The following is a 13,860-nucleotide window of genomic DNA, read 5'->3' as shown; positions in this document are numbered from 1 at the left end:
CGGCCCTAGAAGCCGTGCGGCAGCCACGGCGCGACCGGCGACCCGAACGCCACCGCCGCCCCGCCGAGCGCCCCCGCCCGCAGCTCCCGCACCTGCCCCGCCGCCGCCAGCGCGGCAAGCGACACCCCGCCCAGATACGCCGCGCCCAGCTCCCGCACGGTCAGCGCCAGATCCGCCGCCTCGTCCGTCCGTACGCACACCGCGCCCTTGGCGTCCCCCGTCAGCCGCCAGCGCCCCGCGTTCCACGGACAGAAGGCGTCCTCGACCTCCAGGACCACATCCACCGGCGCCTGGTACGTACGCGCCTCCAGCGCCGCGCCCACATTCACCAGCCGCACATAGAGGCCGTCCCTGAGTTTGGGCCTGCAGCGGCGGATGTCGGAGACCATGTGCTGCCAGGCGTCGTCCACCGGCCGGTTGCCGACCTGGACCGTCGTCGTCAGGTCGATCCCGCACAGGAACCGCCACAGCGCCCCGTCCGCCGCCGGGTCCAGCGCGCCAAGATCGCGCACCGCCACCGTGCCCTTGGGCCCGGCGTCGTCCCAAGCCGGCTTGATCGTGTAGAGCGCGTAACCGACCGCCTCGCCGTCCCGTTCGGCCAGGACGCACTGGAGCGGCGAGCCGCCCTCCCGCTCCTCCGGCGGATCGATGACGGTCAGCCGCTCCCACTCGGGCCGCCGCTCCAGCATCCCGGGCCGCGTCGGCACCAGCCGCGCGTAGAGCCCCTCGATCGTCGCCAGCGCCTCCTGCGGCGCGACCTGCCGCACCACGACACTGTCCGTGCCCGGCGGGACCGCCAGCCGCACCCGCGTCGTGTCGATCTCGGCCCGCAGCTGCTGGGTGGCGAGGCCGTAGCCGTACCGGCCGTAGATCTCCGGCTCGGACGCCGTCAACACGGCGATCGACTCGCCCCAGTTACGTACGTCGTCCAGCTGACGCCGCATCATCGAGGTGAGCAGGGAACGGCGGCGGTGCGTCGCCGCCACGCTCACCATCGTCACCCCGGCCGCCGGCACCAGCGCACCGCCCGGCACACACAGCCGGAACGAGAAGGCACCGGCCGTACCGACGCACCGCTCCCCGTCCCACAGGCCGATCGACCGCTCGTGCTCGGTGATCGCCTCCCACACCTCGCGCCGCTGCGGGTTCTCCGGGAGCCCACCGAAGGCCAGTTCAAGCTGCTCGAACCATTGAGCCCATTCAGCGGGGCGCAGCACCCGGAGTTCTGTCGTCATATGCCATCCGTACCAGGCACCGACAGCCCCTCGCGACCCGATTTCGAACGCAATGTCACGGGGGTCCCCCTGCGCGGGGGCCGGACGGGTGGATAGGGTCCAGGCCAATGGCCCGTCGCGCAGGAGTGGACTCGTACACGGCCCGGTTGCGGAAGACGACGCACCGGGCCCGTATCGCGCTGCGCAAATCCGCCGTCGACTACTTCCGCGGCGACGGCTCCGACTGGCTCGCCCTCGTGGGCCTCCTGATCACCGTTCCCGCCATCGCCGTCGGCACGATCACCAACCCCGTGTGGTGCTCGCCCGCCGCGCTCGTCCTGCCGATCGTCGCCGGCGGACTGCTGCTGCGCCCCGCGAGCCTGCTCGGCCTGTACGCCGCCGCGGCCGCCGCCCTCATCGTCGAATCGCTCGTCCTCGGCCCGTACACCCAGGGCCCCGCCACCGTCACCCCCGGCACGGTCCTCGTGGTCGCCGCCTGCGGACTCTTCGGCCTGCTCATCGCGCAGTTCCGGGCCCGCGTCGGCGTGCCCTGGCGGCGCGGCGGCACCATGCTCTTCGACCTGCGCGAACGGATCCGGGTCCAGTCCGCGCTGCCCCGCCTGCCCAAGGGCTGGCACCGCGAGATGGCGCTGCGCCCGGCCGGCGGCCAGTCCTTCTCCGGCGACTTCGTCGTCGCGGCGCGGACGAACGGCGGCCGCACGCTGGAGGTCATCCTCACCGACGTCTCCGGCAAGGGCATGGACGCGGGCTCCCGCGCCCTGCTCCTGTCCGGCGCCTTCGGCGGCCTCCTCGGCTCGCTCCCGCCCCACGGCTTCCTGCCCGCCGCCAACGGCTACCTGCTCCGCCAGGACTGGGACGAGGGCTTCGCCACCTCCATCCACCTCGTCCTGGACCTGGACTCCGGGGACTACGAACTCCTCTCGGCGGGCCACCTCCCCGCCCTCCAGCTGCACGCGGGCACCGGCCGCTGGGAGGAGAAGGCCGCCGACGGCCCTCTCCTCGGCGTCTACGACGGCGCGGAGTTCCACCCCGTCAAGGGCACCCTGCGCTCCGGCGACGTCCTCATGCTCTTCACCGACGGCCTGGTCGAAGCCGCCGACCGCGACATCGCGGAAGGCATCGACCGGCTGACCGGCGAGGCCGACCGCTACGTCACCTCGGGCTTCGAGGGCGCGGCCTGGCACCTGATCGAGGCCTGCGCCAAGGACGTCAACGACGACCGGGCGCTCCTGCTGATCTCCCGCGAGGCCTGACCGGCCGCCGCGCCCGCCCGGCGCTACGCTGACCGGCATGCCCCAGCTCACACTTGCCCAGGTGGAGGCCGTCGCCCGCGAGGCCCACGCCGGCCAGACCGACAAATCGGGCCGCCCGTACACCGAGCACATCCAGGCGGTCGCCCAGGGGGTACGGGACCGGGGCGGCAGCGAGGACCAGATCGCGGCGGCCTGGCTGCACGACGCGATCGAGGACGACGCCCTCTCCCGGGAGTGGCTGGCCGAGGCGGAGCTGCCCCAGTCGGTCAAGGACATGGTCCTGGCGCTGAGCAAGCGCCCGGGGGAGAACCTGGAGTCGTACACGGCCCGCGTCCTGGCCGTCCCCGGCGCCCTCCTGGTGAAGGAGGCCGACCTCGCCCACAACGCGGACCCGGCCCGCCTCGCCCTCCTCGACGAGGAGACCCGCGAGCGCCTGAAGGCCAAATATGCGCGGACGAGAGCCCTGCTCGGCCTCACCGGCGACTGAGTCCTGCACGTCTCGCGTGGCCGGATTCATACATGAACGATGCGTCAGCCGGCAGCGCCCACAGGGGGGTTGATGGCACGATGGTGACAGCGGGGGTGTGCTGTGGCGTGCGCTCCCAGGCCGGCAAGGCGGACCGACCGAGGGTGTGATCAGCTGTGGTCCTTTCACTGTCTGTGGTGCTTCTTTTGGCGATCGTCCTCGTGGTGTTGATCCGCGGTGGCTCGCTGAAGGCAGGACCCGCCGTCGTCGCCGCCCTCTTCGGCTTCTTCCTGGCCTCCACGGGCATGGCCGACGACATCCAGCGCTTCCTGAACTCGATAGCCCAGACGATCAATTCCATCAAGTTCTAGCGGGAGCGCATTCCTGCGGGAGCGGCGCGAGAAACGCCTCAGGCCCGGTCCGCCGAAGCGGACCGGGCCTGAGACACATGGAGCGGGCGACGGGAATCGAACCCGCGTAGCTAGTTTGGAAGACTAGGGCTCTACCATTGAGCTACGCCCGCATACGCCGCGCCGCAGGTCACGAGGGCTGCGGCACGGACAGCATCGTAGCGGGTCCAGGGCGTTCGCCGCACACCCTTTACGAAGGGGCGTCGCACTGTCCGCGGGCATGTACCCTACGTGTCGCACCGACGGGGTGTGGCGCAGCTTGGTAGCGCGTCCGCTTTGGGAGCGGAAGGCCGTGGGTTCAAATCCCGCCACCCCGACCAGCAAGATCATCGAGCGCAACCAAGATCACATTGTGGGGCTCATCCCGCTTGCGGCTACTATGCAAGCTGCGTGCCCGTGTGTCTCTCTGACCGGGCCGATCGGCCGGACCGCCCGCACCTACGGGCCCCGGCAGAATCCAAGAATCAGCCACCAAGGAGACCGAACCGTGAAGAGCGCCGTGGAGACCCTGAACCCGACTCGGGTTCGGCTCACTGTCGAGGTGCCCTTCGAGGAGCTCAAGGACAGCCTCGACGCGGCGTACAAGAAGATCAACCAGCAGGTCACGGTCAAGGGCTTCCGCAAGGGCAAGATCCCCGCGCGCGTGATCGACCAGCGGTTCGGCCGTGGTGCGGTGCTGGAGGAGGCCGTCAACGACGCGCTTCCGAAGCTCTACACCGAGGCCGTCAACGAGGCCGAGGTCAACCCGCTGGGTCAGCCCGAGGTCGACATCACCGAGCTGAAGGACGGCGAGCTGCTGGCCTTCACCGCCGAGGTCGACATCCGCCCCACCATCGAGATCCCGGACTACTCCGGCATCGAGGTCACCGTCGACGCCGTAGAGGTCACCGACGAGGACGTCGAGAAGTCCGTCGAGCAGCTCCGTGAGCGCTTCGCCTCCACCAACCCGGTCGAGCGCGCCGCCGCCGAGGGCGACGTCGTGACGATCGACCTCGAGGCCAAGGTCGACGGCGAGGTCCTCCCCGACGGTGTCGCCACCGGCGTGCAGTACACCATCGGCTCCGGCGAGCTCCTCGACGGCATCGACGAGGCCGTCACCGGCCTGGAGGCCGGCGGCGAGGCCACCTTCACCTCGCAGCTGAAGGGCGGCTCCGCCGAGGGCAAGGACGCCGAGGTCACCGTCAAGGTCACCGCCGTCGCCGCCCGTGAGCTCCCCGAGCTCGACGACGAGTTCGCCCAGATGGCGTCGGAGTTCGACACCCTCGACGAGCTCAAGGCCGACAGCCGCAAGCGCCTCGAGAACATGAAGCAGTTCGACCAGGCCACCCAGGCCCAGGAGCGCGTCCTCGACGAGCTGCTGAAGCTGGCCGAGGTGCCGATCCCCGAGAAGCTCCTCGAGGACGAGGTCAACACCCGCAAGCACAACCTGGAGCACCACCAGCTCGGTCAGATGGGTCTGACCCTCGAGAAGTACCTGGAGATCCAGGGCAAGACGCTCGAGGAGTTCGAGGCCGAGACCAAGGAGCAGGCGGTCAAGGGCATCAAGACCCAGTTCATCCTCGACGAGCTGGTCAACAAGGAGAAGCTCAACGTCAACCAGGAGGAGCTCACCGAGCACCTCATGCGGCGTGCGGCCTCCTCCGGCATGAGCCCCGACCAGTTCGCCCAGGCCGTCGTCGAGGGCAACCAGGTCCCGATGCTGGTCGGCGAGGTCGCCCGCGGCAAGGCCCTCGCGGTCGTCGTCGAGGCCGCCAAGGTCGTCGACACCAACGGTGAGCCGGTCGAGCTGGACGACGAGGACGAGACCGAGACCGCCGCCGACGCGGTCGAGGCCGCCGTCGAGGGTGACGCCCCGGCCGAGGACAAGCCCGAGGCCTGAGCCTCGTAGCCTCGTACGACCCTTCCACGGGCCCGGACGCACGCAGGTGCGCCCGGGCCCGCGCCCGTCCCCCGGAGGCCCGCACGGGCCCGTACGGACCCCCCGTGCGGCCCGGCGGCGCCGCGGCGGAACCCCACCCGGGACCCCGGGCGCCCCCAACTACCTTGCGCTCCCAGCGAACAGTTCGGGAACCGGGATGGCGTTGTCCTACCTGCGCGTTAGGGTCCATGAATACGAGGGCAGGGGAGTCCCCGCCCCCAGTACGAGTGACGCTGAGACGGCCGGAGCCGTCAGAGACGAGCAGGTGGATACGTGACGAATCTGATGCCTTACGCCGCGGGTGAGCCGTCCATCGGTGGTGGCCTCGGCGACCATGTCTACAACCGGCTGCTCGGCGAGCGCATCATCTTCCTCGGCCAGCAGGTCGACGACGAGATCGCCAACAAGATCACGGCGCAGATGCTCCTCCTGGCCGCAGACCCGGACAAGGACATCTACCTCTACATCAACAGCCCCGGTGGTTCCGTGACGGCCGGCATGGCCATCTACGACACCATGCAGTACATCCCGAACGACGTCGTCACCATCGGCATGGGCATGGCGGCCTCGATGGGCCAGTTCCTGCTGACCGGCGGCACCGCCGGCAAGCGCTTCGCGCTGCCGAACACCGACATCCTGATGCACCAGGGCTCCGCCGGCATCGGCGGTACGGCCTCCGACATCAAGATCCAGGCCGAGTACCTTCTCCGTACGAAGAAGCGCATGGCGGAGATCACCGCGCTCCACTCCGGCCAGACCGTCGAGGCGATCATCCGCGACGGCGACCGCGACCGCTGGTTCACCGCGGACGAGGCCAAGGACTACGGCCTCATCGACGAGATCATCTCCGCCGCATCGAACGTCCCGGGCGGCGGCGGCACCGGCGCCTGAGCCGTACCGCACCGAGCCCAAGCCCCGCCGACCGCACCTGGATGGTGAACACCCAATGAGCAACTTCTCCGCGAGCGGCCTCTACACCGGCCCGCAGCTGGACAACCGGTACGTCGTTCCGCGCTTCGTCGAGCGCACGTCCCAGGGCGTGCGTGAGTACGACCCGTACGCGAAGCTCTTCGAAGAGCGCGTGATCTTCCTCGGCGTGCAGATCGACGACGCCTCCGCCAACGACGTCATGGCGCAGCTGCTGTGCCTGGAGTCGATGGACCCGGACCGCGACATCTCGATCTACATCAACAGCCCCGGTGGCTCCTTCACCGCGCTGACGGCGATCTACGACACCATGCAGTTCGTGAAGCCGGACATCCAGACGGTCTGCATGGGCCAGGCGGCCTCCGCCGCGGCCGTGCTGCTCGCCGCCGGTACGCCCGGCAAGCGGATGGCCCTGCCCAACGCGCGCGTGCTGATCCACCAGCCGTCCGGTGGCACCGGCCGTGAGCAGCTCTCCGACCTGGAGATCGCGGCCAACGAGATCCTCCGGATGCGTACGCAGCTGGAGGAGATGCTGGCCAAGCACTCGTCCACCCCGATCGAGAAGATCCGCGACGACATCGAGCGCGACAAGATCCTCACGGCCGAGGACGCGCTGGCCTACGGCCTGATCGACCAGATCGTCTCCACCCGGAAGAACGTGTCGGCGTCCGTCTGACCGGGTTCCGGGCACGCTCCCGGCGCCCTTGGCGCGGTCCACGTCGCAGTGAACCGCGCCAAGGGGGGCCCGAACGGGGGGCCCGGCAAGGTACCGTCGGATATGAGGCACCAGGAGTCGGCTGAACCAAGCCGCTCCCAGGCGAAGGGGAAGCACCTCGTGGCACGCATCGGTGATGGCGGCGACCTGCTCAAGTGCTCGTTCTGCGGAAAGAGCCAGAAGCAGGTGAAGAAGCTCATCGCAGGCCCCGGTGTGTACATCTGCGACGAGTGCATCGACCTCTGCAACGAGATCATCGAGGAGGAGCTCGCCGAGACCTCCGAGGTGCGGTGGGAAGAACTTCCCAAGCCGCGCGAGATCTACGAGTTCCTTGAGGGCTACGTCGTCGGGCAGGAGCCCGCGAAGAAGGCCCTCTCGGTCGCGGTGTACAACCACTACAAGCGCGTCCAGGCCGGCGAGAACGGCGGCGCGCAGGGCCGGGACGACGCGATCGAACTCGCCAAGTCCAACATCCTGCTGCTGGGCCCCACCGGCTCCGGCAAGACGCTCCTCGCGCAGACCCTGGCCCGGATGCTCAACGTCCCGTTCGCCATCGCGGACGCGACCGCGCTGACGGAGGCCGGCTATGTCGGCGAGGACGTCGAGAACATCCTGCTCAAGCTGATCCAGGCGGCCGACTACGACGTCAAGAAGGCCGAGACGGGGATCATCTACATCGACGAGATCGACAAGGTCGCCCGTAAGAGCGAAAATCCTTCGATCACCCGCGATGTCAGCGGCGAGGGCGTGCAGCAGGCTCTGCTGAAGATCCTGGAGGGCACCACCGCCTCCGTGCCGCCGCAGGGCGGCCGCAAGCACCCCCACCAGGAATTCATCCAGATCGACACGACCAACGTGCTCTTCATCGTGGGCGGCGCCTTCGCCGGCCTGGAGAAGATCATCGAGGCGCGCGCGGGAGCGAAGGGCATCGGCTTCGGCGCCACGATCCGCTCCAAGCGCGAGATCGAGGCGAGCGACCAGTTCCAGGAGGTCATGCCGGAGGACCTGGTGAAGTTCGGGATGATCCCCGAGTTCATCGGCCGCCTCCCGGTGCTGACCTCGGTCCACAACCTGGACCGCGAGGCGCTGCTCCAGATCCTGGTGGAGCCCCGCAACGCGCTGGTGAAGCAGTACCAGCGCCTCTTCGAACTCGACGGCGTGGAACTGGACTTCGACCGCCCGGCCCTGGAGGCCATCGCCGACCAGGCGATCCTGCGCGGCACGGGCGCGCGTGGCCTGCGGGCCATCATGGAAGAGGTCCTGATGTCGGTGATGTACGAGGTGCCGTCCCGCAAGGACGTGGCCCGCGTGGTGATCACGGCGGACGTGGTCCACAACAACGTGAACCCGACGCTGGTGCCGCGGATCGTGAAGAACGACGGCCGCCACGAGAAGTCGGCGTAGCAGCACGACACAGACAGGGGCGCCCGGCCAGTTCCTCCAACTGGCCGGGCGCCCCTCGTCGTTGCGTCCGGGGATCAGACCTTGGAGCGCGACGCCTTGTACTGCTGGGCGGTCAGCTCGGCGACCTGGTCGAGCGTCGGGCCGCGGCCAATCATGGCGCCGGCGGTGTCCATGACGGTGACCACGCCGAAGGTGCTGTAGTCGGCCCAGATGCACGAGGGGATCTGGAACTCCTTCGGCCCCTTCTCGACGGAGCCGTCACCGGCCGGGTTCGAGAACTTGAGGTACTGGCACTTCATCAGCGCCCCGTCGAAGCCGGCGGGGGTCTTCTCCTCGGGGGACCCGACGGGCTCGAACTTCATGCCGTCCTCGTCGATCGCCTTGTTCCCCTTCTTCGAGTAGTTCGCGAAGCCGGCGTCGATGGCCTTCTCCGGGTCGGCGATCTCACCCCATGTGCCGTTGAGGTTCATGCTCTTGGCCTTCATCGGGTCGGAGGGGTCCCCGGCGTTGTAGGAGGCCTCGACCATCTGAGGGTTCGTGACCCCCATGGCGGCCGCGTTCTCCTTCTGCTTGTCGTTCATGGTGACCGGCTGGGGGCCACGCTTCCCGATCTTGTACTCGCCGACCGACGCGGCCGGGGTCACCTTGTAGCCCTTGGTGTCGTCCGCGACCGCGCTGTTGCCGCCACCGCCGAACACCAGGTACGCGCCGACACCGAGCGCCGCCACGACCGCGACCGCGCCGATGATGATGCCCACCTTCTTACCGTTACCGCCCCCAGCCGGCGGAGGCGGCGGGTACGCGCCCGGGGCGCCGTATGGCGGCTGCTGGCCGTACTGGGGCTGCGGGGGCTGCTGCTGCGGGTAGCCGTAGGGCTGCTGCGGCGGCACTCCGGCCGGGGCCTGCTGCGGGTAGCCGTAGCCGGGCTGGGGCGCCTGCGGCTGCTGGCCGTAAGGGCCCGGCTGACCGTACGGTCCGGGCTGCTGGGGCTGACCGCCGTACGGGCCCGGCTGGTTGTAGCTCATCGAGGAGTTCCCCTCCAGATACTTATGTGTTCCCAACATCCTGGCGGAACAGGTGTCCGGGCAGCGCGGTGGGGGTCACACCGTTACGGAACATTCCCGTTTCAGTACGACCCCGTGACACCCCTAAACTGAGCCCGTGACCGAGAACACTCAGCAGCAGCCAGCAGCCAACCCCGAACTGCCGACCCAGTACGCGCCGGCCGAAGTAGAGGGGAAGCTGTACGAGCGCTGGGTAGAGCGCGGTTACTTCGAGGCGGACGCGAAGAGCGAGAAGCCCGCGTACACCATCGTCATCCCGCCGCCGAACGTCACGGGCTCGCTCCACCTGGGGCACGCCTTCGAGCACACGCTGATCGACGCCCTCACCCGGCGTAAGCGGATGCAGGGCTACGAGACGCTGTGGCAGCCGGGCATGGACCACGCCGGTATCGCCACGCAGAACGTCGTCGAGCGTGAGCTGGCCAAGGAGGGCAAGTCCCGCCACGACCTCGGCCGGGAGGCGTTCGTCGAGCGCGTCTGGCAGTGGAAGTCGGAGTCCGGTGGGCAGATCTCCGGCCAGATGAAGCGCCTGGGCGACGGTGTCGCCTGGTCGCGTGAGCGCTTCACCATGGACGAGGGCCTCTCCCAGGCCGTCCAGACGATCTTCAAGCGGCTCTACGACGACGAGCTGATCTACCGCGCCGAGCGCATCATCAACTGGTGCCCGCGCTGCCTCACCGCCATCTCGGACATCGAGGTCGAGTACCAGGACGACGAGGGTGAGCTCGTCTCCATCCGGTACGGCTCCGGGGACGCGGAGATCGTCGTCGCCACGACCCGCGCCGAGACGATGCTCGGTGACACCGGCGTCGCCGTCCACCCGGACGACGAGCGCTACAAGCACCTCGTCGGCACCGAGATCGAGTTGCCGCTCACCGGCCGCCGCATCCCGGTCGTCGCCGACGAGCACGTCGACCCCGAGTTCGGCACGGGTGCCGTCAAGGTCACCCCCGCCCACGACCCGAACGACTTCGAGATCGGCCAGCGTCACAACCTGCCGAACATCGCGGTCATGGACGAGCACGCCATCATCACGGCACACGGCCCCTTCCAGGGCCTGGACCGCCTTGAGGCCCGCTCCGCCATCGTCGCCGCGCTGCGCGCCGACGGCCGTATCGTCGCCGAGAAGCGCCCGTACACCCACTCCGTCGGGCACTGCTCGCGCTGCAAGACCACCATCGAGCCGCGTCTGTCGATGCAGTGGTGGGTCAAGGTCGGCCCGCTCGCCAAGGCCGCCGGTGACGCGGTCCGCGACGGCAAGGTCAAGATCCATCCGCAGGAGATGGAGAAGCGGTACTTCGAGTGGGTGGACAACCTGCACGACTGGTGCATCTCGCGCCAGCTGTGGTGGGGTCACCGCATTCCGGTCTGGTACGGCCCGAACGGCGAGATCGTCTGCGTCGGACCGGACGAGGAGGCGCCGAGCGGCGAGGGCTGGCATCAGGACACCGATGTCCTGGACACCTGGTTCTCGTCCGGCCTGTGGCCCTTCTCCACCCTCGGCTGGCCCGAGCAGACCGAGAGCCTCGCGAAGTTCTACCCGAACTCCGTCCTGGTCACCGGCTACGACATCCTCTTCTTCTGGGTCGCCCGGATGATGATGTTCGGCCTGTACGCGATGGACGGCACCCCGCCGTTCCACACCATCGCCCTGCACGGCATGGTCCGCGACCAGTTCGGCAAGAAGATGTCGAAGTCCTTCGGCAACGCGGTCAACCCGCTGGACTGGATGGACGAGTACGGATCCGACGCCGTCCGCTTCACCCTGGCCAACGGTGCCAACCCGGGCGTCGACGTCCCGATCGGCGAGGACTGGGTCAAGGCGTCCCGTAACTTCGCCAACAAGATCTGGAACGCGACCCGTTTCGCGCTGATGAACGGCGCGACGGTCGAGGGCCCGCTGCCCGACCCTTCGCAGATGTCCGCGACGGACCGCTGGATCCTCTCCCGTCTCAACAAGACGGTCGCCGAGGTCGACGGGTACTACGACGACTACCAGTTCGCGAAGCTCGCCGACGCCCTCTACCACTTCGCGTGGGACGAGGTCTTCGACTGGTACGTCGAGCTGTCGAAGACCACGTTCTTCGCGGGCGGCGAGCAGGCCAAGGTCTCCGGCCGGGTCCTCGGCGAGGTCCTGGACGTCATGCTGCGCCTGCTTCACCCGATCGTCCCGTTCGTCACCGAGACGCTCTGGACCACCCTCACCGGCAAGGAGTCCGTCGTCATCGCGGACTGGCCGACCGACTCCGGCTTCCGCGACGACGCCGCCGAGCGCGAGATCGAGCTCGTCCAGCAGGTCGTCACCGAGGTCCGCCGGTTCCGTTCCGACCAGGGGCTCCAGCCCGGCCAGAAGGTGCCTGCCCGGCTCACGCTCGACGGCACCGCCCTGGCGCCGCACGAGGCCGCCATCCGGCAGCTGCTGCGGCTCCAGCCGGAGGGCGAGGGCTTCAACGCCACCGCCTCGCTGCCCGTCGCCGGCGCGGAGGTCGCGCTCGACCTGTCCGGCACCATCGACGTCGCCGCCGAGCGCAAGCGCCTCGCCAAGGACCTCGCCGCCGCCGAGAAGGAGAAGGCCCAGGCCGAGGGCAAGCTCGGCAACGAGGCGTTCCTCGCCAAGGCGCCGGACCAGGTCGTCGACAAGATCCGGACGCGGCTCGGCAAGGCCGAGGAAGACATCGCCCGCATCCAGGCGCAGCTGGAGCGGCTGCCGCAGGCATAGCGCGGTCGCCTGTGCGACCGTAGTGAGGGAAGGGCCCTGGAACCGACCGACCGGTTCCGGGGCCCTTCCCCTTTCGGGCCCCAAGACCTTGGACGATGGAGACCATGCCCAAGCGGCGACCCCGGCCCGACGCGCCCGCACCAGGCGGGCCGAAGGTCCCGAACCGGGCGGGCCGAAAGGTCCGGGCGAGGCCTCTCCCGGCTCTGTCGGTGGTGCTCCGTAGACTGGGGCCTGTGAGTGAGCAGCCCTCGGCCAGTGACAGCTTCGACGACGACTTCGACGACATCGTGGAAGCGGAGACGACCCGCGACCCCGACCTGGCGGTGATCGAGGCCGGCAGCCGCACCCTGCGTGCCCAGGCCGGCGCGCCCCAGAGTGACCCCGTGCCCGCCCGGCCCGCCGATCCGGAGGTGGACAAGGCGCTGCGCGAGGTCGAGACCGAGCTCGCGACCCGCTGGGGCGAGACCAAGCTGGAGCCGTCGGTCTCCCGGATCGAGGCCCTGATGGACGTCCTCGGCGAGCCGCAGCGGGCGTATCCCTCGATCCACATCACGGGGACGAACGGCAAGACGTCCACGGCCCGGATGATCGAGGCCCTGCTCTCCGCCTTCGACCTGCGGACCGGGCGGTACACCTCGCCGCACGTGCAGTCGATCACCGAGCGGATCAGCCTGGACGGCGCCCCGATCAGCGCCGAGCGGTTCATCGAGACGTATCAGGACATCAAGGCGTACGTCGAGATGGTCGACGCCGCCCAGGAGTTCCGGCTCTCCTTCTTCGAGGTCCTCACCGGCATGGCGTACGCCGCGTTCGCGGACGCGCCGGTCGACGTCGCCGTCGTCGAGGTCGGCATGGGCGGCAGCTGGGACGCGACGAACGTGATCGACGGCTCGGTCGCCGTGGTCACCCCGATCGATCTGGACCACACGGACCGGCTCGGTGGCACGCACGCCGAGATCGCGACCGAGAAGGCCGGGATCATCAAGCAGGGCGCGACGGTCATCCTGGCCCAGCAGCCGGTCGACGCCGCGCAGGTGATGCTGAAGAAGGCCGTCGAGGTCGACGCCACGGTCGCCCGTGAGGGCATGGAGTTCGGTGTCGTCGCCCGCGAGGTCGCCGTCGGCGGCCAGCTGGTGACGCTGCGCGGGCTCGGCGGTGAGTACGAGGAGATCTTCCTGCCGCTGTACGGGGCCCACCAGGCGCACAACGCCGCGGTGGCGCTCGCCGCGGTGGAGGCGTTCTTCGGGGTCGGCGCGCAGGCGGCCCGCACGCTCGACATGGACACGGTCCGCAAGGCGTTCGCCTCGGTCGTCTCGCCGGGGCGTCTGGAGGTCGTGCGGCGCAGCCCCACGGTCGTTCTTGACGCCGCGCACAACCCCGCCGGCGCGCGGGCGACGGCCGACGGGGTCACCGAGTCCTTCGGGTTCTCCCGGCTTATTGGTGTGGTCGGCACGAGCGGCGACAAGGACGTCCGGGGCCTGCTGGAGGCGTTCGAGCCGATCTTCGCGGAGGTCGTCGTCACGGCGAACTCCAGCCAACGGGCGATGGATGTCGACGAGCTGGCCGCCGTGGCGGTCGAGGTCTTCGGCGACGAGCGCGTGGTCGTCGAGCCGCGGCTCGACGACGCTCTGGAGGCGGCGATCACGCTCGCCGAGGAGGAGAACGAGTACGCGGGCGCGGGTGTGCTCGTGACCGGTTCCGTGATCACGGTCGGCGAGGCCCGGCTGCTGCTGGGAAGGCGCTGACCCC

Annotated in this window: 11 protein-coding genes and 2 tRNA genes; 10 read left to right on the top strand and 3 right to left on the bottom strand. The window is 69.4% G+C overall.

Translation table 11 applies throughout. From position 1 onward, the window contains the following. Positions 1-5: 5 nt before the first annotated feature. Complete coding sequence (locus ACZ7LT_RS04170) at positions 6-1,235, bottom strand: GNAT family N-acetyltransferase (protein WP_471233937.1); 1,230 nt, start codon at positions 1,233-1,235, stop codon at positions 6-8. Between the two features lie 107 nt (positions 1,236-1,342). Between ACZ7LT_RS04170 and ACZ7LT_RS04165 the strand changes: the two genes are divergently transcribed. From ACZ7LT_RS04165 to ACZ7LT_RS04155, 3 genes are all read left to right on the top strand, one after another. Beyond that, positions 1,343-2,488, top strand: a complete 1,146-nt coding sequence (locus tag ACZ7LT_RS04165) for a PP2C family protein-serine/threonine phosphatase (protein WP_471233933.1) — start codon at positions 1,343-1,345, stop codon at positions 2,486-2,488. A gap of 37 nt (positions 2,489-2,525) precedes the next feature. Beyond that, entirely contained in the window at positions 2,526-2,975 is a 450-nt protein-coding gene (locus ACZ7LT_RS04160; RefSeq protein ID WP_471233929.1) for an HD domain-containing protein, read from the top strand. Between the two features lie 155 nt (positions 2,976-3,130). Next, positions 3,131-3,325, top strand: a complete 195-nt coding sequence (locus ACZ7LT_RS04155; protein ID WP_028797525.1) for a hypothetical protein — start codon at positions 3,131-3,133, stop codon at positions 3,323-3,325. A gap of 78 nt (positions 3,326-3,403) precedes the next feature. Here ACZ7LT_RS04155 and ACZ7LT_RS04150 read toward each other — a convergent pair. Next, positions 3,404-3,477: transfer RNA gene (locus tag ACZ7LT_RS04150), tRNA-Gly, on the bottom strand. 130 nt (positions 3,478-3,607) lie between these two features. Here ACZ7LT_RS04150 and ACZ7LT_RS04145 point away from each other — a divergent pair. The 5 genes from ACZ7LT_RS04145 (at position 3,608) to clpX (ending at position 8,328) form a co-directional block, all read left to right on the top strand. After that, positions 3,608-3,684, top strand: a tRNA-Pro gene (locus ACZ7LT_RS04145). Positions 3,685-3,851: 167 nt separating this feature from the next. Next, a complete protein-coding gene (tig, locus tag ACZ7LT_RS04140; RefSeq protein WP_471233924.1) occupies positions 3,852-5,243 on the top strand; it encodes a trigger factor in 1,392 nt (463 codons plus the stop codon). A 324-nt stretch (positions 5,244-5,567) separates the two neighbouring features. After that, entirely contained in the window at positions 5,568-6,173 is a 606-nt protein-coding gene (locus tag ACZ7LT_RS04135; protein WP_471234784.1) for an ATP-dependent Clp protease proteolytic subunit, read from the top strand. Between the two features lie 55 nt (positions 6,174-6,228). Next, positions 6,229-6,885 carry an ATP-dependent Clp protease proteolytic subunit gene (locus tag ACZ7LT_RS04130; protein WP_471233919.1) on the top strand — a complete coding sequence of 219 codons (657 nt, stop codon included), beginning with the start codon at positions 6,229-6,231 and terminating at the stop codon, positions 6,883-6,885. Positions 6,886-7,044: 159 nt separating this feature from the next. Beyond that, on the top strand, positions 7,045-8,328 hold the full coding sequence (gene clpX / locus ACZ7LT_RS04125) for an ATP-dependent Clp protease ATP-binding subunit ClpX (protein ID WP_471233914.1): 1,284 nt from the start codon (positions 7,045-7,047) through the stop codon (positions 8,326-8,328). 74 nt (positions 8,329-8,402) lie between these two features. On the opposite strand, the gene ACZ7LT_RS04120 is transcribed toward clpX, so the two are convergent. Beyond that, a complete protein-coding gene (locus ACZ7LT_RS04120) occupies positions 8,403-9,353 on the bottom strand; it encodes a hypothetical protein (RefSeq protein WP_471233909.1) in 951 nt (316 codons plus the stop codon). Positions 9,354-9,489: 136 nt separating this feature from the next. On the opposite strand from ACZ7LT_RS04120, the gene ACZ7LT_RS04115 reads away from it, so the two are divergent. After that, entirely contained in the window at positions 9,490-12,111 is a 2,622-nt protein-coding gene (locus ACZ7LT_RS04115) for a valine--tRNA ligase (protein ID WP_471233905.1), read from the top strand. Positions 12,112-12,344: 233 nt separating this feature from the next. After that, complete coding sequence (folC, locus tag ACZ7LT_RS04110) at positions 12,345-13,856, top strand: bifunctional tetrahydrofolate synthase/dihydrofolate synthase (RefSeq protein WP_471233901.1); 1,512 nt, start codon at positions 12,345-12,347, stop codon at positions 13,854-13,856. Positions 13,857-13,860: the final 4 nt, after the last annotated feature.

It is taken from the genome of Streptomyces sp. NPDC039465 (genome assembly GCF_055639315.1).
This window is presented reverse-complemented; position numbering and strand designations above follow the sequence as displayed.